The organism is Corynebacterium sp. HMSC14H10 (assembly GCF_001807105.1).
Classification (GTDB): domain Bacteria; phylum Actinomycetota; class Actinomycetes; order Mycobacteriales; family Mycobacteriaceae; genus Corynebacterium; species Corynebacterium jeikeium_D.
On sequence record NZ_KV787443.1, the window covers coordinates 157,627 to 181,675 of the forward strand.

At 60.3% G+C, this 24,049-nt stretch carries 18 protein-coding genes; 7 read left to right on the forward strand and 11 right to left on the reverse strand.

What is annotated here, in order from left to right:
• Positions 1–42: 42 nt before the first annotated feature.
• Together HMPREF3135_RS09265 and HMPREF3135_RS09270 are read right to left on the reverse strand one after the other, a co-directional pair.
• Entirely contained in the window at positions 43–1,044 is a 1,002-nt protein-coding gene (locus HMPREF3135_RS09265) for a sugar-binding transcriptional regulator (protein ID WP_070439353.1), read from the reverse strand.
• A 258-nt stretch (positions 1,045–1,302) separates the two neighbouring features.
• The gene (locus HMPREF3135_RS09270; RefSeq protein ID WP_070439295.1) at positions 1,303–3,336 is read right to left on the reverse strand and encodes a M13 family metallopeptidase; all 2,034 of its coding nucleotides are present in this window, start codon (positions 3,334–3,336) and stop codon (positions 1,303–1,305) included.
• Positions 3,337–3,442: 106 nt separating this feature from the next.
• On the opposite strand from HMPREF3135_RS09270, the gene HMPREF3135_RS09275 reads away from it, so the two are divergent.
• Positions 3,443–4,393, forward strand: a complete 951-nt coding sequence (locus HMPREF3135_RS09275; RefSeq protein ID WP_070439298.1) for a glycoside hydrolase family 25 protein — start codon at positions 3,443–3,445, stop codon at positions 4,391–4,393.
• A 27-nt stretch (positions 4,394–4,420) separates the two neighbouring features.
• On the opposite strand, the gene HMPREF3135_RS09280 is transcribed toward HMPREF3135_RS09275, so the two are convergent.
• From HMPREF3135_RS09280 to HMPREF3135_RS09305, 6 genes are all read right to left on the reverse strand, one after another.
• Positions 4,421–5,449: a TIGR00730 family Rossman fold protein gene (locus tag HMPREF3135_RS09280; protein ID WP_070439301.1), complete on the reverse strand. Its 1,029-nt coding sequence runs from the start codon at positions 5,447–5,449 to the stop codon at positions 4,421–4,423.
• A gap of 40 nt (positions 5,450–5,489) precedes the next feature.
• Complete coding sequence (locus tag HMPREF3135_RS09285) at positions 5,490–8,888, reverse strand: arabinosyltransferase domain-containing protein (protein WP_070439305.1); 3,399 nt, start codon at positions 8,886–8,888, stop codon at positions 5,490–5,492.
• A gap of 132 nt (positions 8,889–9,020) precedes the next feature.
• The gene (locus tag HMPREF3135_RS09290) at positions 9,021–11,042 is read right to left on the reverse strand and encodes a galactan 5-O-arabinofuranosyltransferase (RefSeq protein WP_070439308.1); all 2,022 of its coding nucleotides are present in this window, start codon (positions 11,040–11,042) and stop codon (positions 9,021–9,023) included.
• 110 nt (positions 11,043–11,152) lie between these two features.
• Positions 11,153–11,914 (reverse strand): decaprenylphospho-beta-D-erythro-pentofuranosid-2-ulose 2-reductase, encoded by a 762-nt coding sequence (locus tag HMPREF3135_RS09295; RefSeq protein ID WP_069359684.1) that lies wholly within the window; start codon positions 11,912–11,914, stop codon positions 11,153–11,155.
• Positions 11,915–11,939: 25 nt separating this feature from the next.
• A complete protein-coding gene (locus tag HMPREF3135_RS09300; protein WP_070439311.1) occupies positions 11,940–13,409 on the reverse strand; it encodes a decaprenylphosphoryl-beta-D-ribose oxidase in 1,470 nt (489 codons plus the stop codon).
• Between the two features lie 113 nt (positions 13,410–13,522).
• Positions 13,523–13,750 (reverse strand): hypothetical protein, encoded by a 228-nt coding sequence (locus HMPREF3135_RS09305; protein ID WP_005510976.1) that lies wholly within the window; start codon positions 13,748–13,750, stop codon positions 13,523–13,525.
• Between the two features lie 19 nt (positions 13,751–13,769).
• Here HMPREF3135_RS09305 and HMPREF3135_RS09310 point away from each other — a divergent pair, with 19 nt between their 5' ends.
• The 6 genes from HMPREF3135_RS09310 (at position 13,770) to HMPREF3135_RS09335 (ending at position 20,474) form a co-directional block, all read left to right on the forward strand.
• A complete protein-coding gene (locus HMPREF3135_RS09310) occupies positions 13,770–14,423 on the forward strand; it encodes a hypothetical protein (protein ID WP_070439314.1) in 654 nt (217 codons plus the stop codon).
• Positions 14,424–14,474: 51 nt separating this feature from the next.
• Positions 14,475–15,458: a hypothetical protein gene (locus HMPREF3135_RS09315; protein ID WP_070439317.1), complete on the forward strand. Its 984-nt coding sequence runs from the start codon at positions 14,475–14,477 to the stop codon at positions 15,456–15,458.
• Between the two features lie 78 nt (positions 15,459–15,536).
• A complete protein-coding gene (locus HMPREF3135_RS09320) occupies positions 15,537–16,070 on the forward strand; it encodes a GtrA family protein (RefSeq protein WP_070429121.1) in 534 nt (177 codons plus the stop codon).
• A gap of 18 nt (positions 16,071–16,088) precedes the next feature.
• The gene (locus tag HMPREF3135_RS09325; protein ID WP_070429122.1) at positions 16,089–18,011 is read left to right on the forward strand and encodes a glycosyltransferase; all 1,923 of its coding nucleotides are present in this window, start codon (positions 16,089–16,091) and stop codon (positions 18,009–18,011) included.
• 10 nt (positions 18,012–18,021) lie between these two features.
• Positions 18,022–19,188: a hypothetical protein gene (locus tag HMPREF3135_RS09330; protein WP_070439320.1), complete on the forward strand. Its 1,167-nt coding sequence runs from the start codon at positions 18,022–18,024 to the stop codon at positions 19,186–19,188.
• Positions 19,189–19,343: 155 nt separating this feature from the next.
• A complete protein-coding gene (locus HMPREF3135_RS09335; protein WP_049193885.1) occupies positions 19,344–20,474 on the forward strand; it encodes a PDDEXK family nuclease in 1,131 nt (376 codons plus the stop codon).
• Between the two features lie 363 nt (positions 20,475–20,837).
• Here HMPREF3135_RS09335 and HMPREF3135_RS09340 read toward each other — a convergent pair whose 3' ends face one another.
• The 3 genes from HMPREF3135_RS09340 to HMPREF3135_RS09350 all read right to left on the reverse strand — a co-directional run bounded on the left by HMPREF3135_RS09340 (position 20,838) and on the right by HMPREF3135_RS09350 (position 23,908).
• Positions 20,838–21,944: a glycosyltransferase gene (locus tag HMPREF3135_RS09340; RefSeq protein ID WP_049193884.1), complete on the reverse strand. Its 1,107-nt coding sequence runs from the start codon at positions 21,942–21,944 to the stop codon at positions 20,838–20,840.
• A gap of 166 nt (positions 21,945–22,110) precedes the next feature.
• On the reverse strand, positions 22,111–22,893 hold the full coding sequence (locus HMPREF3135_RS09345) for a galactan export ABC transporter ATP-binding subunit Wzt/RfbE (protein WP_005510871.1): 783 nt from the start codon (positions 22,891–22,893) through the stop codon (positions 22,111–22,113).
• Between the two features lie 46 nt (positions 22,894–22,939).
• Positions 22,940–23,908 (reverse strand): galactan export ABC transporter permease subunit Wzm/RfbD, encoded by a 969-nt coding sequence (locus HMPREF3135_RS09350; protein WP_083280648.1) that lies wholly within the window; start codon positions 23,906–23,908, stop codon positions 22,940–22,942.
• Positions 23,909–24,049: the final 141 nt, after the last annotated feature.

The following is a 24,049-nucleotide window of genomic DNA, read 5'->3' on the forward strand; positions in this document are numbered from 1 at the left end:
GGCCCGGGTGTCAGTTCTTTGTACTGATGCGTCCCGAGACAGCTAATCCGTGGCAGAGGGAGGGGTGGAGCTAGGGGGTGAGTCTGGCGAGCCCAGTGAGTCCGATGAGTCGAGCGAAAGTAGGCGCTCGGCGGTGGCATCGTCAATGACCAAGTGAGTGGCCAACTTTGTTCGAAGGGCCACATCGATAGCCTCGGCCTTGTGTGCGCCACCGGCCACAAGTACCCGAGTGGGGATCCGGCGCAGGTCAGAGAGGCTGATACCTACCGTGCGGGCATCGACCTCTGGCAGCGCAATGCCACCGTCCGGGCGGTAGAAGCGTGAGAAGGCATCGCCCACTGCGCGCTCCACGAGTAAGTCCTTTTCGGTTGCCGACAGCTGCCCCAAGTTCAAGGCCAGTGAATCATGGTCGACTGCGCCGACAGTGAAAACGGCAATGTCCACCGTCCGGCCAAGCGCCAATACGCTGGCGATGAACCGATCCTGTTCCACGATGCGCTTGGTCTCGACCGAATCGAAAATCACCGGCAGCGGCAATGTGCGGGCATAGGCATGGAAAGCGTGGCAGAACCCGCCAATAGTGCGGATGTCATTCGTCGACTTATCGGAATGACTCATTCCGCCCTTGAGCTGCACAATTTCCACGCCCGAGACATCCTTGGACTTCAATTGCGTGGATACGGAGTACATGGTCTTACCCCACGAAACACCGACGAGGGTACCGTCGACCACCAGCTCGTCGAGAAGCTCGGCGCCCACACGCCCCAACTCGCGGAGCAAGACTGCGTTGCCAGCGCGTGCCGGTTGCGCCAGGCGCACATCGTTGAGCTGGTAGCGATCCCGCATCTGCGTAGCGGTCTCTGAGGCTTCCTCGCGCGGATCGTGGATTTCAATGCGCACGTAACCGCGCTCACGGCCAAGGTTGAGCAGCTTAGAGACCGTTGGACGGGAAACCCCGAGTTCGGTTGCAACCTGAGACTGTGTGAGCCCCTCGCCGTAATAGAGTTTGACGGCGGTGAGTGCTTGGATGTCGCGAGTGTCCACAGCGGCCTCCTCCAGCAAGAGCACTTAGCAAGCGCACATGTAACAGGAACCTCGCTTGATTGGGCCCTGCCCGACTTGATCATCGGGAAAGCGTGCGCCTCACCTGTGATTTTAGTTCCACGTTTGCAAAAACAAAAAGTCAGCTTTTGCATTTGTAGTAAACGGTGAGGCGTTGGCTGTCCCCGGAGGCTGCGGAAGGCATCGGAGAGCCCGGAAAGCATCGGAGGATAAGGCAGCGCAGGTTGGGTTCCCGCAGAATTACCAGATATTCACGCGCTCATTCGGCTCACGCCACATGCCGTCCCCCGCTGAAGTGCCGAAGGCCTCATGGAACTCATCGATGTTGCTGGCAATGACGTTGCAGCGGAACTCCGCTGGCGAGTGCGGGTCAATGGCAAGCAGCTGGCGTGCAAACTCCGGACGAATCTTGGAACGCCAGACCAGTGCCCACTGCTTGAACAGGTCACGGTAGGTCTCGGGGGTGTCCTCCAACCCGAGTTCCTTTCCGCGGGCAGCGAGGAAACGGCGGAAAGCGACGACAGCAATACCAAGCCCGCCCAAGTCACCGATGTTCTCTCCCAGGGTGAAGCGACCGTTGACACCGGGCAGGTCAGCGCCCTCCTCGGCCTGCTCGCGCAGAGCCTGCGGAACCAGGCCCTCGTACTGGTCCACCAGTGCGGAGGTCAGCTTCTCAAAAGCTGCGCGATCCTCATCGGTCCACCACTGGTGAAGGTTGCCGTGACCGTCATACTGCGAGCCCTGGTCATCGAAACCATGACCAATCTCATGGCCAATCACCGCACCGATACCGCCGAAGTTCTCCGCCGGGGAAGCGTCCGGTGAGAAGAACGGAGACTGCAAAATCGCAGCCGGGAACGTGATGTCATTGACCACTGGATTGTAGAAAGCATTGACCGTCTGCGGAGTGCCATGCCATTCATCGCGATTGGCCGGGGTGCCCAGCTTTGCCACCTCATAATCATGCGCAAAAGCGCTGGCAGCGCGAGCATTGTCCATCAGTGAATCCCCGAGCTCCATCGCCGAGTAGTCACGCCAACGCTCCGGGTAACCAATCTTGGCCTTAAACAGCGACAGCTTCTCCAGTGCCCGCTCCTGCGTCGCCTTCGTCATCCACGGCAGCTGCGAAATGCGCTCCCGGTACGCCGCCAGCAGGTAGTCCACCAGTTCCAGGACCTGCTCCTTGTACTCCGGAGGGAAATGCTTTTCCACATACAGCTTGCCGACGTCATGCCCAACCGCCCCGTCCGCAAAGGCAACACCACGCTTCCAGCGTGCACGCTGCTCGGTCGAACCCTGCAAGGTGCGGCCGTAGAAGTTAAAGCTCTCCGCGGAGAAGTCATCCGACAGGTAGGCGGCACGCTGGTGGAGGACGCGCCACAGTGCCCACAGGCGCAGATCTGCCAGGTCAGTGTCCTGCCACAGCTTGCTTAAGTGCTCGAAGTACGACGGCATCATCACCACGATGGTGTCGATGGCAGTCTGGTTCGTCTCATTGACACCGGTGGCCGCGAGCCACTCCGCGACCGGGAAGCCGGTGGGGAGGTCAGCAATGGCCGTCTTGTTATAGGTCTTCAGTGCATCGCGGGTATCGACCACATTCCAGTGACCAGCGGCAATTCGCTTTTCAAAAGCCACGATGCGCGCCGCCGCAGCGGCCGGGTCCACCAACTCGAATGCAGCAAGCGCGGTGGAGAGTTCCCCCGCGCCGTCGTCATGCGAGGAGAGGAGCTTCAACATAGCGGCAACATGCTGTTCATAGGCAGCGAGGGTGTCGGCGTGACCCGGCTCGCGGTAGTAAGCCTCATCCGGGAGGCCGAGACCCGACTGCAACAGATAGAGAGCGTCCAGGTCCGAGCCGGAATCCTTCTCCACCCAGTACCCGAGCGCACCACCGACACCGAGACGGTCGAGGTGGCCGAGCGCCAACGCCAGCTCATGTGCGTTCTCGGCGGAGGCGATCATTTCTAAATCCTGCGCGAGTGGAGCAGCGCCGGCGTTATTAATAGCGGCTTCGTCCATAAAAGAGTTGTACAAGCGAGCGACGCGGGAATTCGGATCCGCATCGGCGGCAGTGGTGATGAGCTCGCGGACGTTTTCCTCCGCCTCATCCCTCAGCTTGTAAAAGGCGCCATCGATGGGGCGGTCAGCCGGGATGACGTGATTGTTAATCCACTCACCGTTGGTGGCCAAGTAGAGGTCATCCTGCGGGCGAGGAGTTGTTGAGAATTGGGACGTTGCGGACTGGGTCTCAGTATTAGTGCTATTTGTCATGCCGCCAGTCTAGGGGCAAGGACGGATTGAAGCTGTGACTGGAGGGGTGGAATAAGTTTAGGCTTACGAATGGGGCTGAAGTGGTTTAGGGGGTAAGGTGCAAACCATGAAATTTCTTCCACTTTCCGCGACCGCGGTGCTGAAGCGACGCCCGGGACGCGCCACTTTGGCAAGTATCGTGGCCGTTGCGCCGCTGACCTTGGGTGTTATTGCACCGGCAGACGCACAAACACAGGACGCATCTGCACACTCCAACCCGTCCGCTGCTGATTCCAAGGGCTCGCTCGACTTCTTGACTGTTCAGGAGTCGCAGGACTCTGGTGCCAACGGTTCGTCCACTAACTCTGAGTCGAGCGCTGAGTCTCAATCCACCGAGAATGCATCGTCTAACTCGGCGCGCACCGGCTTCCACATGGGGCCGACCGGCGTGGACGTCTCCAAGTGGCAGCGCCCAGGTGGCGTCGCGCTGAAATGGGACGAGGTCGCAGCCAGCGGCCAGAAGTTCGCTTTCATCAAGGCCACCGACGGTGTCGAAGGTGACCAGAAGTACTTCCTCGAGGACTCCATCGCCGCAGCGAAGGCCGGTCTGTATGTGGGCAGCTACCACAAGGCACATCCGGATCGCTCCGCAATTGCGCAGGCTGACCAGTACGTAGAAGCACTGCAGCAGCGCGATGAGCAAATCTCCACAGACAAGACACTGCCGCCGGTGCTGGACATCGAGCTGGATAATGGCCTCAACCCGACCCAGCTGCAGAAGTGGACCAAGGACTTCCTCGAGCGCGTAGAGGAAAAGACCGGCGAAACCCCGATGATTTACACCTACCGTTGGTTCTGGCAGAACCCGATGGGTAACTCGACCGACTTCACTGACTACCCGCTGTGGCTCGCCGCCTACGAAGACAGCGCTCCGACCTCACTGCCGGGCGGTTGGGAGAGTATGGCTTTCTGGCAGCGTTCCTCCACCGGCCGCGTCGATGGCATCCCGACCAACGTGGACGAGGACGTCTTCAACGGCACCGAAGCTGAGCTGCAGCAGCTGGCTGCTGCTCACTAGCAGGATGTTGTGGGGTCTGGGGTCGGGCTAAAACTTCGTCCGCCCCGCACGCCACGCAAGCAACGCAGGCAGGAGCTTGTCGACGTCGTCGACGACAATAAGCGCATCGAGAAGCTCCGGCCGCACAAAACCCGCATCCACAACGTTGCGGAGCAGAGCCAACAGCGGCTCCCAAAAGCCCGAAGGACCCAGCAACGCCACTGGCTTGGCATGAATCCCCAGGTGCTGCTGGGTCCACACTTCGAAGAACTCCTCCAGCGTGCCCGCGCCGCCGGGGAGCGCAACAAAAGCATCGCCAAGCTCATACATGCGCGACTTGCGGTCGGCCATAGTCGCAACAGTTTCCAGGTGAGTCAGCCGCGGATGGGCAATTTCCTTCTTGACCAGGACCTCGGGGATGACACCGGTGACACTGCCGCCGTCGTCAAGCGACGCGTTAGCAACCGTGCCCATAAGACCAATCGCCGCGCCCCCGTAGACGAGCTCCACCCGATTTTCCGCGAGTGTCTGGCCGAGGCGTTCGGCGGTGACGCGCCAGGCGGGATCGTTGCCGAAGCCGGAGCCGCAGAAGACAGTCAGTGACGACAGTGCGCGCTGTGGCTGCTCACGGCCAGCGGCAAGCTGGGGCAGCTCTTCGCGGAGCTTCGGCAGAGTGGTTTCGACCAGCATAGGGGCGATTTTCCCGGTCGGTAGCCAGGGGTCGAGCCAGCGGACCTCTTCAATTTCGGCGTGGGGCTGAACGTTCGCCAGCTCATCGGTGAACTCGCCGACATAGCGCACATGGTGGCCGACGACCTCGAAGCCCGCCTCGTTGGCGGCGGCCGCACGGGCGATATTCCACGGACGCAGCTGCGATAGCTCGATGTCCACGCCGAGCTCCTCGGAGACTTCGCGCGCGGCGGTGACCTCCGGGTTATCGACGGACTCACCCGGCTCGAACTTGCCGCCGGGCAGCATGAACGTATCCGTACCCCGCTTACGAACGCACAAAACCCGCCCCACCGGGTCAGTCACAACCATTGCGGCGACAACGATGGAACGGGTTTGTGCAGTCACTCGGGCTCCTTAGGTGAAGGAGGCACCGAGGCTCTTTCGCCTAGGGATCCTTCACAATCATCTTCCCGGGCGAGTATAGACCCGAGCGAGTGATATCTTCATACTCAATTTCGGCGACATCCGGCTTGACCTTGTCCTTATTCGGACGTGGCGAGAGCTTCTCGACGGAACCCCAGTCGCGGCGCCAGTCGTTCTTGAGGTAAGTCGGTACGGACGTAGCCTCATTCACAGCGTCGGAGAATCCGAGCGGACCACCGCCATCGACCGACTGCCAGACATCTGCACCGACGACCTTCAGGCCACGGTCCGGAGTGATGCGGTATTCCGGAAGCTCTGCGACACCTGCGTAGTGGTCGAACGGACGCTGGCACGGGAACTGGAAGGCAACCGGCCAGTCCGGGATAGTCGCAGTTTCCGGCGAAATGACATCAGTCATCGACTGCAGCTCGGCCAGGCGCGGCGGGGTCAGTGCCAGCCACTGATCCTCGGAGACGTCATTGTCCTCCGCGACCAGTCGCACAGCGGTCGCTCCCTCTGGGATCTCCTCGGTCAGGAAGCGCAGGTTACGCCAGGTCGGAGCAGGGCCGATATCAATCGGCTCCGACTCGGAGAGGACCTCGAAGCCATCCTCGTCGCCGCCCTTGCGACCGTACTCTGCCACCAGCTTGCGACCCTGCTGAGCCACACCGTTGATGTCGTGGTGGAAGATACGGCCGGCCGCCGATACGACGAGTAGCGGGTGGTCCTCGTCAATCTCAGGCAGCTGGAACCAGGAAGTTTCCAGGCTTGCAGGACGCTGAATGTCCTCGGAGTAGGAGCCAAGCACCGGCACCTTATCCGGATCCAAGCCAAATGGCAGCTCGACCTGCGAGCCGTTGACACCCTTGTCGGCGCGCTTGCCGCCGTCGGTGCCCGACGCGGAACCGCCCTCAACTGTGGCTTCCGGATCAGTAGATTGATCATCAGTGTCGGCAGTACTTGCCTGGCTCTGGCTGGTGTCCACAGCTTCGGCCTTCATATTAGACGGGACGCCGTTCGGGTCGAAGCCACGGTTCTTGCCGCCACCGCGCAGCGATTCCGCTAGCGGCTTGCCATCGACGGTATTCAGGAAGCCATCGTTCGGATCGGTTTCCATCAGCACATCGCTCGCCATATTACATGTCTGACCAGCCAAGGAGCGGATATTACCAGCGGCGACCGAGTATGCCGGGTACTGCGATACTGCGCCCTTGCCCAGCGAAGCCACCATGAACATCGTCACCAGCAGCGTCGTCACCGCAATCGGGGACGATGCAACTGCATTGATGCGGCGCGCGCGTGCCGACTTTTCCTGCGACTTCGGCTTGGTGCGGAACTCCTGGACGAAGTTCATTACGGCACCAGCCAGCAGCAGTAGCAAGGCCAGAGCCAATACTGCTGAACCCAGCTGGTGACCGCGCAACTGAATGGTCTTGTCGAACCACGGCACACCGTAGGACGACACATACCACCAGCCGTTAATGCCCATCAGTGAGAAAGCGAGGATGAAGGTGATACCACCGGCAAAGAACAGCTGGTTGCGCGGGTTACCTGCTACCCAATGGCTAATGGCCATGGCGGCAAGTGCTGCCAGGGAAGCCGCGATGCCCGCGTATACGCCGAAGTGGTGCGTCCACTTTGTCGGCGTGAAGGTCAGGAAGAACATGGTGCCGATGAACATGAACACCAGGCGTGCCGACGGGCCGGCCAGAGCCCCCGGAACGGTGCGGTGACGAAGCAGCGCGGCAATCGTGATGGTCAAGCACGCCAGTGCAATCAGAACCGGGAAACGACGTGGGAAGGCGCCGTCGACCGACTGCAGCACCAGCCAGTAGTAGCGGACGTACTCGTTGTACCAAGGCTCCGACGGGCCGATGATGCTGCGGACGCGAATGGACTCGCGGACCGTGGCCAAAGTCTGGTCGCCGAAGACACCGACCAAGATGGCGGTGCCCGCAGCCAGGAACGGTGCAATCTGCATCAGTGGGGCCTGCCAACCACCACCGAGAGCCTTATGGCGCTCAACGACAATGCGCACCAGCATCGGGATGCCTGCGAGCAGGGCAGCAACTGCCATTAGGCCCGTTGGGCCCGAGCCCAGTGCCAGCGTGGCGATAACCACTGCGACTGCAGCTGGCAGCAGGCGTCGAGTCAGAATTGCGCGCTCGATGAATACCCAGGTCAGCAGGGATCCCAGCGCAATGACCGGCTCCGGGCGCAGTCCGTTGTTGTACGGCAGCCAGAAGGCCAACAGCACACCAGCAGCAGACCAGTAGGCCACCCGGCGCTGGGCAATCTTGTCGCCGAGGCGCGGGATAACCATTCGGGAGATAATGAACCACACCAGCAGTGCGGACAGCAGCGCCGGTAGTCGCATCCACAGAGACGAGGTGGACACCTTCACCATCAGCGACAGCAGGTCGTAGTAGGGGCTGCCGAACGGTGACTCAGGAGCGCCGAACCAACGGTAGTAGTTCGCCATGTAGCCCGACTCGTCGGAGACGCGCGCCATGGTGAAGATGTAACCGTCATCGGAGGTGTTGCCACCGATGAAGTGCCAAACAACCAAAATCGTGCCGACCAGGATGTCCAGCGGAGTTGGCTTCAACGCACCGCGCTTGAACAGCGGAGTGAAGGGGGAACCATCAATACGGTCAATGCGAGCCAACGCGACCAGGGAAGCCAGCGTCAGAAGCAGACCCAAGTACATGACGATGTACTTCACCACTGTCGGGTGTGAGGTGTAGCGGGAGTCGATGTTCATGTGGACATCGAGTCCATCGGCTACGGCCTTGGCCGCGTCGCCGTCAGCGGGCAGGTCAGTGTAGATACCGGTGACCTGCGGACGGTAATCGCCGTGTGTGGTGGCGGTGAGCTTCTCACCATCTGAGTTCTTGGCGCCGTCGATGTTGACGGTGGTCTCATGCTCGTTTGAGCGGATCTCCAGGATCTTGCCCTTGTTGCTGGCAAGCTCCTTCTTATCCAGGCTCATCACCACGCTGTCGCGCAGAATGACGTCGAGGCCGTCCTTGCCCGAACGCACCATCAGACCCCGTTTGGTCGGCTTATCCGCGGTCGGGGGGATAGTCGACAACAGGGTTGTCCGCTTGTCGGAGAGTTCATCCGTCAGGGACAGAGGCAGATCGACGCTCAGATCCAACGGTGCCTGCGCCATAAGCGGTGCATCCACTGAGTTCAGTGTGTCGCGCTGAGGCCAAGACACGGAGGACTGAGTATTCACGACCGGGAGGAACGGTGTGATGACAAAGCAAATGAAACCGACGATTCCAGCGATAATCGCTGTCCAACGAGTCAGTGTCGTAGGAGAGGGGCCGTCCATAGGCGGTCTCTCCACGCGGTCGATGGTCACTTCGGGTGAGCCGTCGACACTTTCTTTGATTTCTTTAGTTTCGGCAGTCACAAGGAAAGATACTACGGTAATTGGCGTTTTTCTTTGAGTTTGCAACGCGAAAGTTACATCACAGTTTCCACATTAGTAACAGGAATCACGTTTATAGCAGGGGATAGCCGCCCAATACCTACTTGCCAATACCTACTTGCGAACCGCCACTACGAACGGGCCGACCTGGTTTAGCTCCCAGTGCTTCTCAAATGCAGAGCGGGCAAAATTCAGGCTCCGGAAGACCACATTCGGATTGTTCGGATAGATATCATCCGCGATGTCCAACGTCAGTGGAGCGGCATCCTCGCCAACAGGTGTCTCAACCTCGCCCCGCAGCACAATGGCATCCGGTCCGCGCCACGGCGTTTCATCCATGGCCTGCACGAGCTCATCGGGGTCGCGAATCTCCGACCATTCCTCCAATGCCTGATTACGGCGGTCGAACTCACCCAGAGGGTTAGCGTAGTGGCTGGTCAGCGCCTGGAATCCGTACCAGGGATAGAGTGCTTGGAAATTCTTCTCATCCGTCAGCACCACTGTCTGGGCCGGATCGAGCCCGGCCTCCTTCAGCGTTTGGTCCACCGCTGAGTACCACGCCCCGGCATTCGGTGGGAAGCGGTCCGCGCGCTCGCCGTTACCGTCGGTGTCGGTATGCGCCAAGTCGATGGCACCATGCAACTTATTCGGAATCGACTGCGCGTAGCCAATGCCCGCCAGCAGCAAGACTGCCGCCATTACCGCGGAAACACGCTTGGCAATGTGAGCTGGTGCCGCCTGCGGCCAATACTTCTCGATGCCGTTGAGACGGGCGTCGGCAAGCGCGACCACACCAGCCGCAATCAACATAAACGTAATCGGTGCGGTGAGGCGGAACCCCAGCAGCGTGCGTCCGAGCAGCGTCGCCACCATCGAGGCCACTACCCAGCCATAGAGCACCAGCGTGCCCAGGCCGAGCGCGCGGGCATCCGGCTCCGTGGCGCTGACCAGCATGCGCACGACACCGATGAAACACAGCACACCGATTACGCTGGCGGCGAGCATCGGCAAAGGCAGCTGCGCGCCCTCCGGGGGCAGGTAGTGCGTCGCTGTCGCGCCCGAGCGCGGTGCCCCCGTCGCAACCGCCAGCATGTACGGCCCCCACACCGTCGCCGCAATCAGCATCGATCCCACGCCCATAATGATCAGACGCACTACGGGCATCCAAGAGCTTGACGACGTCCACGCGACCACGGCCAACACGACCACAATAAGCGCGCCTACGGCAGTGTAAAGAGTGTAGAAAGTCGCAGAAATACCCAGGAAGACGAGCACGCCAAACATGGCGGACCAGGCGCCGGTGAGACCGCGCCAGGCCATCACGGTCATCGCCGGAAGACCCATAGCAACGACTGCGGCGTAGGGCTCATCGGCGACAGTCGCCAGGGCGACCGCCGTGGTTGTCAGCGCAATGCCAGTGGCCACGGGCAGGGAGCCACTCAGGCGTTGCCACACCGGGACCAAAACACAGCCAGCGGCAGCGAGTGTAATCAATGCCCAGGGCTGGAAGACCTCCCAGCCGGCAATGCCCAGGATATTGGCCAGGCGTCCGCCCAGGAAAAACCAACCAGCGGGGTAGAAAGACGGAATGTCGATGTACGACATGTCATGCAGGCCAGGCTCCGAGGCCATCCTGGTGAGGTATTCAGTGCGGAACTCCTGGTCGACGGACAGACCGTCCAACCACAGCCTGGTCGAGCCCAGTGGCAGGCCGACGGCAGAGACCGCCAAAATGGCCGGTGACATGTAAGCCATCAGGTACGTCAACCACGTTAGCCACCGGGGGCGATTATCTTTGCCCTTGGTGGCGAAGAAATACAGCAGGACGGTGGTGAGCGTCAGCGTGATGACAATCAGCGCTGTTGCGACTGCCCTGGTCAGCTGCGAGCCGCCAAAGGCCGGCAGCGACAGGCGGTGGAACACAAACCAGGACGCTAGAGCGATAACCGAACCGCCCACAAGCGCTGCGAACAGGTAGGTCAGAGCAGCCTTGAGGGAGAGCTGGTCATCGTTGAAGATTTCGTAGCGATCTTCGTCAACCAGCTCACTGTAGGATCGTGCGCCCGTTGTGTTGGCGCTAGTGTTGTCGGCACCCGTGGTGTCAGCGCTCGAGGTTTCGGCCTGCTTGTCTACCATGCCCTCAAGTTTTGCACAGGAACCGGACTCCGACGAACGGCGGAGCTAAAGGTGGGTACGTCAGCCCGTCAAGCCCCGCTGAGTTCTATCGAGTCCTTCGAAACCCGCTCTTAAATCGGCAGCTTCTTGAAGATCGGGCGCGGGATGTGCTTCAGCACCATCATCACTAGCTGGAATGCCGGCGGAGCCCAGACCAGGGTCTTACCGGCCTCGACGGATTTCACTGCGAGCTTGGCGACATCTTCCTTGTTCACGGTCAACGGAGCCTCGTCCACGTCAGCGGACATACGGGTACGGACCTGACCCGGGCGGATAACCAGGGTCTTGACGCCGTACTCCTCCAGGGCCTCACCCAGGTTCAGGTAGAAACCATCCAGGCCGGCCTTGGTGGAACCGTAGACAAAGTTGGAGCGACGCACGCGCTCACCAGCAACGGAGGACATGGCAATGAACTGACCATGGCCCTGCGCCTTGAACTTCTGACCAACCAGAACACCCATCGACATCGCACCGGTGTAGTTGATGTTCGCAGCCAGGACGGCCTTGCGCTGGTTCTGCCAGAGCTCCTCGGCGTCGCCAAGCATGCCGAACGCGACGATGCAGATATCCACGTCGCCGTCGGCAAATGCCTTCTCGACGACCTCCGGGTGGGAGTCGAAGTCCGTTGCGTCGAAGTCGAGGGTGACCACCTCGGAAGCACCGGCGGCCTTCATCTTCTCAGCGGAGGCCTCGCGCAGCGGATCGTTCGGCAGGGAAGCCAGGATGACCTTGGCCGGGCCCTTCTTCAGGAACTCGGCGGTAATAGCCAGGCCGATTTCACTGGTGCCGCCGAGCAGCAGGATGGACTGGGCAGCGCCTACAGCATTAATCATTGGGGCTTAAATCCTCTCGGTTCTTTTAGTGCAGTTCCAGTCGACGCGACATGTCAGAGGCGAAGACACCGTGCGGGTCGATCTCGTTGCGGGTGTCCAGCCAGCTCTGCATCTCGGGGTACATCTGGTGGAAGTTAGCGGCGGAAGTGCGCGACTCCTTGGCCAGGTAGAGGCGGCCGCCGAACTCCATGACGCGCTTATCCAAATCATCGAGGAAGGCGCCGAGACCCGGTTTGATCGGGAAGTCCACGCAGACGTTCCAACCCGGCATCGGGTAGGACAGCGGAGCGCGGTTACCCTCGCCGAACAGCTTGAATACGTTCAGTGCCGAGTAGTGGCCGGAGCGCTGGATGTCGCGGACAATCTCCTTGAACGGCTCGACGGCCTCGCGCGGAACAACGAACTGGTACTGCAGGAAGCCCTTGGAGCCATAGCCGCGGTTCCACTCGCCGATGAGATCCAGCGGCTGGTAGAACTGCGTGAGGTTCTGCACCTGGTTGCGGTAGGTACCGGACTTCAGCCACCACAGCTCACCAATGCTGATCATGGTCAGCTTGTTCATGGTGAAGGACGGGAAGATATCCGGCACAGTCACCAGCTGTGGAGCGTTGAACTTCAACGGATCCTTGGCCAGCTTCGGGGCGTATTCCTCCAGCTGAGCCAAGGTTGCCAGCGAACCGCGGGAAATTGCGGCGCGTCCCAGCTTCGGCTCCGGCGAGATGGCGTCGAACCACGCGGAGGAGTAAGTGAAGTTTTCCTCGGAGCCATCGGAGTGGAACTCGATGGTCTCGTCCAGAGTGTGGGTCATGTTGCCGTCAGCGATGAAGTAGGCCGTCTCGGTCTTGGTCATCTTGATCCGAGCGCGGACAATAATGCCGGTCAGGCCCATGCCGCCGACAGTTGCCCAGAACAACTTGCCGTCCGGGTCATCTGCAGAGCCCTCCGGCTCGAGGTGCAGGATACGGCCGTCAGCGACCAGCAGCTCCATCGACAGCACGTGGTTGCCGAAGGAACCTGCAGAGTGGTGGTTCTTACCGTGAATATCCGGACCAATGGCACCACCGATAGTGACCTGGCGAGTTCCCGGCAGCACCGGCACCCACAGGCCGTAGGGCAGTGCGGCCTTCATCAGCTGGTCCAGCGTGACACCGCCGTCGACATCAACAATCGCCGACTCCTGGTCAATGGAGTGAATCTTGTTGAGCTTCTGCATGTCGATGACCAGACCGCCCGAGTTCTGGGCGGGGTCGCCGTAAGAGCGGCCCATACCGCGGGCAATTACACCGCGGCGCAGGTGGGCAGGCTTGTCGGAGTTCTGGTCTGCGACAGCCTTGACGGCGTTAACGATTTCATCCAAGTCCGGCGTCGACAGCACCTGGGACTTAGCGGGGGCGGTACGACCCCAACCGGTCAGGGTCCTGGCTTCTGTGTGTACGGCTCCGTAGGCACCGTTCGAAGCATCGGTGCTGGACTTGCCGTTAGTGTTAGTGGACATCAAGGCTAGGCTACCCCTTTGCACCGGCTCCGTCGCCCGTGACGCTCCGAGGTGTTGGTCACGCTTGAGGCCGCGCACGGGCCGTCGGAAAGCGAGTGAAATGTACGGAGAGACTATAGATCCATAATTTTTCGGATCTCTTCCGGCAGCATTTCCTGCGAGGTGATCTGCGGGCCGTCGTACGCCTCGAGTGCGCGGTAGACCTGTGCGCGTTCCTTGCTGTCGAGGATGGGCAGTTCCTCAGCGAACAGCATGACCATCTGGTTCGACAGCGGGGTGTTGGTGTACTCGGCGGCCATGTTGATGGTTTCGCGCGGCTTCTTCTTGAAAAAGTCGAACATGCGATAAAGGCTACCCCGCGTGGGATCCGTCACTCGCGATACCATCAACCTCATGACTTCCACGCCTGCTGCTGCTCCGCAGACCCTTGCCGTATGTAGTTCCACATCGCCCGTTGTCATTTGGCATGTGGAGCTCTCGCCGTCCTTTGCAGGCGAGAGGTTGTCGGGTGCATGGCTGGTGGATCCGCTTGACGACGGAGCCCTGGAGACCGCCACCAATCTGCTCACCGGTTGCTTTGTTGCGTCTGTGACCGCGGGCGATGGTGACGGTGACGCTGCGGCAGAGAGCGCTGAGGGTGCTGAGGGTGCGGACTTGCTATCGCAAGCGATTGAGCAGGCGGGGGCCACGGTGATTGACCTGCCGGCATCCGTGGCCGGCATTCGTGACCACATCGGGCAGCTGCGCGCTGCCGCGAAGGAAGAGAAGGCCAAGCCCGGCAAGGGAAATCTGACGGAGCCGCGGTTTCCCAAGGTCAACGACGTGGAGGTTATTGATTTTCCGCATGTTGGCGAAAAAGTCGCAGGGCCGGTGCTGGGGCTTGCCCGCGGGGTAGAAGAGCTGGTGGCGCAGTGGACCGCGGTGGAGTCGCAGCGCCTGCGTCGCAAGTACTTGGTAGAGCCGTGGGGCGCGGAGCCGCGCCAGATTCCACTGGTAAAAACGCGCGCATTGTAGCGAGTTTTTGCTATCCAGGCCACATTGTTTTTCCTGCGTACGCTGTGAGGTATGGCAGCACAGACCGATAACGTAGTCGCCTTCCCGGGCGTTCGCGTGGCCACGGAACCGGCCACGCTCATTATCGGTGCCTCTTTGGAGGAAGAACCGTGCAGCGCCCACCGCGTCTTCGGGGTCAATGACCAGATGGATCTGCGAAGCCTGTCCCGCGTGTTAGCGGTCATCTTTGGGTGGGGCGACGAAAGCGTGCCGACGAAGTTCCACCTGCCCAGCTCTGCGGTGGAGTCTGCGGCGCAGCTGGTGACTGGCGGCAGACCCGCAGCGGTCGGAGTCGTCGATGTTCCCTTATCCACCACAGTTGCCGAGGTGCTGCAAAGTCCCGGCGATACTCTTATCTGGCAGTGGGGGCTGTGGAAACATACCTTGCAGGTCAGGGAAGCTTTTGCCCGCGATGAGGCCACCCCGGATGCCCTGTGTATCGGTGGCTCGGGCTCTATCCGCGCACTGGGGGATATGGACGCGGAGGAGCCGGTAGATATTGCCGCAATCAATAGGGAATTGACCGGACGGGACTCTATTCAAAATACGTTGGCCACCGCTCGTGCCGATGTCGTGGACATCATCGAGAGGTCGGGGGTGTTTGAATTCGTGCCCCTGTTACAGGCTCTGGACCTGCAGAGGTCGGAATCAACCGCGCTGGAATTGACCGGGGAGGCGGGGGAGAGCGTCGTCAAGCGATTGCGTGCATTGCCTATAGAGGACGCCGAGAAAGACCCAGCCGGGCACGATGCGGCGTTGGTGGAGCTGCTATGTTTGGCGGCGCTGACCTCGGATGAGCTGCGGCATGATGTGGCGGCGCATGTCATGGAGCGCCTCGGTTGGGAGAGCGACGAGGGCATCCCGCTATCCGGCGAGGATGTGGAGGAATTGGCGGCGGCTAGCTGGGCGGAGATGAGTGCGTTGGGCCTAGCTGGGGAGGATGTGCTCTCGCCGGTGGAGCGGCTGGATCTGCTGCGTGAGGCGCTGCGGCGTTAGTTCGTTTCTCCTCTTTATTGCCTCCTCATGCTCGCGCTGGCTGTTTGTTAGCTGGCCGGTGGCCTAGAATTTCTAGGCGTGTCAGCGAATGAAACAGCAAATGAAAACCCGAACCGTGAAAACGGCAAGCTCGGAAACGGCTCCCACGAAAATGGCTTTGTCGTAGAGGACTCGGCCGCAGTGCCGATGGCGACGGAGACCAAGGACGAGCACGGTCTGAAAGTGCAGATGATGCGCTTTATTATCTCCGGCGTTATTGCGGCGGTGGTGGACTTCGGCCTGACGTTCATCATGCTCAACGTCTTCGGGGCGACCAACTTCTGGGGCAAGACGGTCGGCTGGGTTTTCGGCACGATTACGGCGTACATCATCAACAGCCGCTGGACCTTCAAGTCGAAGTCCTCGGCGAAGAAGGTGCTGGCAGTTGCGGTGCTGTACCTGATTACTTACGCCACCCAGGTCGGTATCTTCAACGTGTTACAGCCCTGGCTCGTCGAATCCTGGGACTGGAACGCGCAGTGGGCACAGTTCGGCGCATTCGTCGTCGCGCAGGGCGTTGCGACGGTAATTAACTTCATCATTCAGCGTGTATTCATCTTCCGTGTGAAATAGCGCGATACGCTGGGGGACGTGACTTCGACTGCTTCTAATAAGGAATCCACTCAGCTGACCGCCGAAACCGATGTTGACATGCTGACTATTCAGCGCGTGCTGTTTGCTCCGCCCGCAGACTGGGTGGAGCCGGATTTGTACTACCGAGTCGAAGGCGTTGGCGCCTACGACAGCTCGGTGCAGGCCACCCGTAACTCGATCACGCTCGGTCGCCACACCGTGGTGCGCACTGACACCTACTTCGGTCGCTTCCGAGCTTCTTACTGGCAGCGCTGGACCTCAATTAAGCAGGTCGAAATCCGTGCGCGCGTGGTCGGTTCCGCGCGTGTGCTGGCCTACACCGAAGATATTGGGGGCCACCTCCGCTTGGAGGACTCCTGGGCAGCGGGCGGCTCGGATGCCGACGGCAACTGGACCGGTGAGCACTCGCCGATGTCAGGTTCTGCCAATGAAGAGGTGCGTCTGACCGTCCCGCTGGACCGCTTCGCCGATGGCGGTGCCATTCACCTGCGCTTCGACACCGAGGACGCAGGCGCAAAGATTTCCGATGTCCGCTATGTTGTGCCCAAGTCGGCTATCAAGCGCGATATTCCGACTGACCTGGTCATTTGTTCCTACAACCGACCGGTTGACTGTGCTCGAACCGTCGCCACGCTGGCTGAGGACCTGCCAGCCCTTGAGCGCGTTCGCACCATCCGCGTCGTTGACCAGGGCGAACAGCACCCGGCCGACGAAGCCGACTTCATCCAGGCCAAGGAGATCCTCGGCGAGCGCCTGAACGTTGTCCACCAGCCGAACCTCGGCGGCGCCGGCGGTTTCTCCCGCGGCATGCGCGACGCCACCGCTGCGGGCGACTGCATGGTTCTGCTTACCGACGACGACATCCGCCCCGAGCCCGAAACCACCCTGCGCCTATCCGCCCTGGCCGTATGCGCGGAAAAGCCGATGCTGCTCGGTGCGCAGATGCTCTTCCTGTTCAACCCGACCAGCCTCTTCCGCACCGGCGAGACCTACAACTGGAAGGCGCTGACGGTCGAGGAGAACGACCCCAAGTTCGGTTACGCCGACGTGGACGTGCGCAAGTACCACCAGCTGCGTCGCCTGGGCGTTGACTACAACGCCTGGTGGACCTGCCTGGTGCCGTCCGAGGTCATTAAGAAGATTGGCCTGGCGCTGCCGCTGTTCTTCCAGTACGACGACATCGACTACGGTTTCCGCGCCGCCAAGGCCGGCTACCCGACTGACACCATTCCGGGCGCCGCCGTCTGGCACGCCGATTTCTACTGGAAGGACATCGAAAACGCCGCCCAGTACTTCGGCCTGCGCAACTCCCTCATCGCCGCCACCATTCACGGCGATGTCACCGCAAAGGACATGGTCAACGTCGCTTCACGACGAATCCTCTCGAACCTGGTCTCCATGCGCTACGGCCTGGCCTGGACGCAGATGGAAGCTGTTCGTGACCTGCTGCGTGGCCCGGAGGTGCTGAAGAACGCATCGCAGGGCGACTTCGCTCGCATTTCTGCTGGTCGAAAGAACTTCCCGGAGACCGAGCTGCTGCCGATGCACGAGATGCCGGGTGGTCTGACTCCGGTTCGCCCGCCGTCACACGAGATTTCCAGCGAAAACAAGACGATGGCAAAGCGTTTGGCTTATACGCAGATGGGTAAGAAGCGCCCTGGTCCGGTGGCTGTGGCCTTCGAGGACTCCTTCTGGTGGCACATTTCCACGTTCGACGATGTCTGGGTCACCGATGCCTCCCAGAACGGAGTGCGTCACCTGGTCCGCGACCTGGATAAGGAAAAGTCCATGCGCGCCGAGACCATCAGCCTCATGCGCGAACTGTCCTCCAAGTGGGACGACCTTGCGAAGCAGTGGCGTGCCGCCGTGCCGGAGCTGACCAGCGAAGACAACTGGGAAAAGTTCTTCCAGGGCGAGTAGTTCTTCAATCATGACCACGCACACACCCACGCCTTCGACTAGCTCAGGTGGCAAAACCCGCAAGCAGCTCATCGCCATTTTGGTGCTATTGGTGCTGATTATCCTGTTGCTGGCTCTGTTCCTTTTCCTCCAGGTTTCTGGGGATCGAGGTGGCGATTCGGCGGCTGCCGAGGGCAGTGCGTCGTCGTCAAGCGAAAATGGCGATGCGCAGGTGCAGGCGCAGGCGGAGAAGGCCGTCGTAGTGTACAAGCAGGTGCTGGCGAACCCGGCGCCGCTGCAGACTTTTGTCGGTGAAGTTAGTCCTGGTGGGGCGATGAAATATGCGCTCGTGCATCTTGATGATGGGTGCGTGCCCGAGCTGGTGCTGAACTATGGCACAAGTGCGATGAGCGCCGAAATTGATGCGATTGGTGTCTACGGCGTTGACGAGAATGGTCAGGAAATTCAGTTTCAGAATTCCTACCATGACGGCGTGACTTCTGTGGGCGGTGTACGTCGCGCTCTTCAGCGAGCTACTGGTCAGCCGGGTATGTTCTCGTTTTCTGCAGAGAGGATGGGGCGCGATCAGGAAGATTTGCTGGTGACGCGCCAGGGCAATGAGCTGGTGGAAACGCCTGCGAATCCGGGTGCCGGGGAGTTCGAACAGTTTAACTGGATTCCGGCTGACAACCTGGATGTCGTCGAGGCCATTGCTGCTGGTAATGACTGCGCGCCGGGCTCGGGCTCGGGCTCGAATGGTGCTGGCGCTGATGGTGGTAACGGTGGCAACGGCGGCCCGAATCCGACGGCGGGGCGGTCGGCTTCGGGGTCGGGGTCTGGTTCGGGTTCTAGTTCTTCGTCAAGCACGTCTGGAACCAATTCGATTACGGGAACCGTGAAGGTTTTCCAGACCAAGGCAGATGTTCTAGCCTATGAGCAGCGCCAGGATCCTAACCCCGGTTCACCGGACAGGGGACCTTACGCAATCTTGATTCTGGACCAGCCGACCGAAGTTACTGCACAGCTGTCGGGGCAAAACGGACCGGAGACGCGCACGATTGAACAGGCGATCGTCAATCCGGCACTGCACAGAGATGGCGAGCGCGCCACTATTACCTTTTCGGATGATGAATACTATTGGCCCTCTGATCCCGGAGTTCCTTTTGGTATCCGTCTCGAGGATGCACCAAGAGGTTAACGTTTGACAGTTATCCACAGCCGCCAAATTGTCCACAGAAACGGGCAATTCGGCGGCTTTTCTGCTGCCAATTTCCGCGGGGTCGACCATAACTAAAGGCACTAATTCCAATGCGTGAATTCCTGTAGCCCACCTCGGGGAGCGTGCCTAAACCAATGCCTAACTGGACTTACGATTCCGATGGCCTCATCCACGCGGCTTCGCAGAAACAAATCAAGCATCCTTGTGAATATGTCAGTGCCAAGTCAGAGCTGGATAATCTGCACGGGCACGTCGGAAGCGCAAATATTCGAGATGGATCCCTGCTCAGACTGGCGTACGGCACCTACATCGAGTGCTCTCGCTGGAATGCGCTGTCAGCATTCGAACGTTTTCAACTACAGATAAAGGCACTGGTCAAGCCAGGTTCCGGGACAATCATTACGGGCGAAGCAGCCGCTGCGTTGCATGGCATCCCGTTGCTTGTTCGAAATGCCACAATCGCGCTTGCCAATTCCGGCCTGCGCCGACCTGGCGGCGGATTGCGCCATGTCAGTGGCAGAATCCTCGAACAAGACATCGTTCGCATTGGTGGGCGCTGCGTTACAGATGTGCCGAAAACCGTCATCGATATCTGCCGCACCGCCGAGTCCGAAAACGGGCCAATCATCGTTGACACCGCACTGCGACAGTGGTGTGACCTCGAAGAACTGCACACCGTCCTCACAAATTACCCACGTTCGCCGGGGACCCGTCGCGCCCGCGAGCTACTTCGAACTGCCAGCGAACACAGCGAAACCATCGGTGAGTCGATCACAAAGAAATGCATAATCGACTCAGGAATTGCCACGCTTTACGACGAAAAATGCGTGCTCATGCAGCAAGTCGAGTTCTATGACAGTGAAGGATTCATTGGGCGCGTCGATTTTTATGTGCCTCATCTGAATTTGATCATTGAGTTCGATGGGCTGACTAAGTATTCCGGTGGCGGGGTAGCAGCCACGGAAACTGTACTTCTGAAAGAGCAAGCTCGCGAGAAGCGTCTGAGGAACCTCCACTTAGATGTACTCCGCTTCCAATGGGCGCAGGTCATTAATGGGGACTGCGTGGAGGTCTTGCGACAGTTTGCTATTCGGCAGAGGCAGCGCATTCAGGCAGGTGGGTTGGTATTTTCGTCCGAAGTTGGGCGTTTTCGTCAAGCCACTGTCCCGTATAAAGATCGGCAGCTCCGTGATTCCAGAATCCAGGAGCGTAAGCAGCGTTTGCAGCTTCTGGAAAATGCACCGGCCTCGCGCGACTCAGGCTAAGTTCAGCTGCTGACCTATTGCAATTGTGCTCACCGGACTTGGAACGATTTCGAGCGGACTGGCTCGGATTTCCAGCGACTTATGGCCAACTTTCCGCCACTTGTCGATGACTTTTCAGGACTTATGGCCACGCTGTTGGCCTGGCCCGCGCACTTATCGTAGGACTATTCACTTATGCGCAGGCTGTAGCGCATCGATGAGTGAATACCTCATCGATATGTCAGTGGAGGAGAAGGGAACCAGGGGTTAGGTAACACTTTTGCGCACTGAGCACTCGAAATGCGGACTACACGACCCGGGCGAGATCAAATATGCAGGCCAGCGCCACAGCCTCAGCCCCACCAGCCGCAACGCCAGCCCGAACTACTTCGACTTCGGATCGAAGCGCTCGAAGTTCTCCGCGCGGCCCTGTTTCAGTAGCTTGAACCAGCGGTAGAAGCCGCGGACATCGCGACGCTGGACCAGGAAGAACCAGCCGAAGCGCAGGAACTCCTGTGGCATGAGCTTGCGCATGCCGGGCTGGCTCATCAGGTAGCCGCGGTTGCGGTAGGTGAAGTAGCGCTTGAAGTCATTGGTCGGGTACTGCGTGTGCATCTTGCCGCCGAGAATGGGCACAAATTCACCCGAGCCGGAGGGGTGCAGGTAGGCCGTCGTCAAGCATGTGCCGAACCGGAGGCCGGAGCGGACTAGGCGGCGGTGGAATTCGACCTCGTCGCCGCGGATGAATAGGCGGTAGTCGGGAACGCCGAGCTGTTCCAGCGAGCGGGCGCTAAACAGCGCGCCGTTGAACAGGGATGCGATGCCGGGCAGGAGATCGTGGTTGCCGTCGATGGTTTCGAGGTCGCTAGGCAGTTCGAGTCCGGTCGCAGCCTTCTGATCTGCGAAATTGGTGAACCATCTCCGCCCCTCAGAGTCGTTCACTGCCGGGAGTTTGGGGTTGATTCCGCTTTCGAAAAGCTCCTCGCGATGACGACGCCACACCAGCCCGCGGCGCAGGGGGAATGCCAGCTTGTTCGGAGCCTTAATATCGCAGACCACCGGCGAGACAGCGTCGAGCTGGTGGCGTCGCGCGCAGCTGTGCAGCGCCTTCAGCACGTAGGAGTCCTCCGGGCGCCCGTCGTCATCGGCGCACCAAATCCACTCCGCGCCGAGCGACAGCGCAGTCAGCATGCCCAGTGCGAAACCACCAGCGCCGCCCAGGTTCGTCTTGGAACCGACGTAGTGAATCTCCGGCGCCGATCCGCTTTCCGACGACTGCTGCGCCGCCACCTGCTCGGCGAGTTCCTTGACCTTCGGGTCGTTGCCGTTGTCGACGATGATGAGCCACTTCGGCATGTGGGTCTGGCTGGCAACGATGGGAAGCGATTGGCGCAGGTCCTCGATGCGGTTGTGAGTCACCACGATTGCGGCCGTTGCTGCCTCATCGTGATTTGGGTGGTCAGCCGAGTTTTCGCTCACTTCGTTCTCCATCGGGGACGTACCGTTTATTACTGTTTTTATTGCTGTCTATCTTGCCATGTTGCTCCGGGTGGGCAATTCCAAGCATCCGTGCCGCCCGCCAGCCGCCGGCCGGCTGCCCGCGAGCCGCTCGCTCGGCCACGATGGGGGAACCGCGCCCGGACTCCCGGCGAAGCTGCTACCGTCGCTGCGCGAGCACGCGGCGCACCTGGTCGGCGGCCTCTTTACCTTCGTAGGCTTCGACCACTTCGTCGACAAGCCCTGCCTGTCGAACCGTACCGTGATCAATCCACAGCGCCGTGTCGCACAGCTGCGCCAGGAACTCATTTGAGTGCGACGCAAACACCAGCAGACCGGAGCGATCGACCAATTCGGTCAACTTCGTCCGGGCCTTCGCCATGAATGCGGCGTCGACGGCTCCGATGCCTTCGTCGAGAAGCAAAATCTCCGGCTCAATGGACGTGACCACGCCGAGCGCCAGTCGCACGCGCATACCGGTGGAGTAGGTGCGCAGTGGCATGTGCAGGTAGTCGCCGAGTTCGGTGAACTCTGCGATTTCGTCGAGCTTGGATTTCATCTGCTTGCGCGTCTGCCCCAGGAACAGACCGCGGATGATGATGTTTTCCAGGCCTGAGATCTCCGGGTCCATGCCGACACCGAGGTCGAACACCGGAGCCACACGGCCGCGCACATCGGCGGCACCGCGCGTGGGCTCATAGATGCCCGACAGCAGTCGCAGCAGCGTGGACTTACCCGCGCCGTTGTGACCTACCAGGCCGACGCGGTCGCCCTCACGCAGGTGAATGTTGATGTCCTTCAGCGCTTCAATGACCACGACGTTGGAGTCATTGCGGCCAATCGCACCACCCGCGGCGCCGAGGAACGCCTTCTTCATCGACCGCGATTTGGCGTCGAAAATGGGGAAGTCAACGCACGCGTTGTAAGTATCAATGCTGACCATGCTTATCCCTTGCTAGTTCTATTCGCTTTACGACGGCCCTTGCGGCCTAAACCCAGTAGCTCACGCGGGAGCGCCACAGGCGCATGGCCCCGAGTGCCAGCAGCAGGCCGACTGCGGTGCAGGCGAGGACAATCCACCAGTGGTAGGTATCCACCGGCTCGCCGGTTAGCGGGGCGCGGATGATTTCCAGGTAGTGGAACAGGGGATTGATCTCTGCGATGCGTGCGCGTTCGGCGACGGCACCGCCCTGTTCCTCCAGTGTCTTGGTGGTCCACACAATCGGAGTCATGTAAAACACCAGCTGAATTAGGGAATCCAGCAGTGGTGCCACGTCGCGGTAGCGCGTAGCGATGATGCCGAAGAACATCGTCACCCACACACCGTTGACCACCAGCAGTGCCATCGCTGGGATGACTAGGAAGAAGTTCCAGCCCAAATCCGGACGGAAGACCAGCACGAGAATCAGCCAGATCACCATGTTGTGGGCCAGGAAAAGCAACTGACGCCACACCAACCTGTAGACGTGAACACTCAGCGCACTGGGCAGCTGTTTGATGAGGCCTTCGTTTTCAATGAAGACGGTTGCGCCCTCGCGCACGCAGCCGGAGATGAAGCCCCAGATAATCAGACCAACGGTCACGTGCGGCAGGAAGAACGCCAGGTCCTGCTGGAACAGCAGCGAGTACAGCAGGCCGAGAGCCAGGGCCATCGCGCCGGTGGCAATGGTGATCCACAGCGGGCCAAGCGTGGAGCGACGGTACCGCTGCTTGATGTCCTGCCAGCCCAGTTGCAGCCACAGTTCGCGCTGGCCAAAGCCGGTAGCCAAATCCCGCCAGGCAGCGCCCATGGTACGGGAACGCGATTTGAAAGCCGGTGCCTCACCCGTTGCGTCAACCATTCGCGCAATGTCGCGGCGGAGAGTTTCCTCCGTGCGGATAGCGGAGCCATTGCGCACAGTATCGGCCGGCTGGTCGGCTGCAGCTGCGGATTGGCGATCATTTTCTGCGTTAGTCACGTCTCCAAACTACTAGCTAGGGCGGTTTAGATTGAATACCGACGGCACCGGGCGAGCCATTATTCCACGTCGTGACGGCGAACAACCGTCGCGTGGGGTGGTCGTCCTTGGTGGTGACGTGGTGCTTCTGAGGCTGTTTCC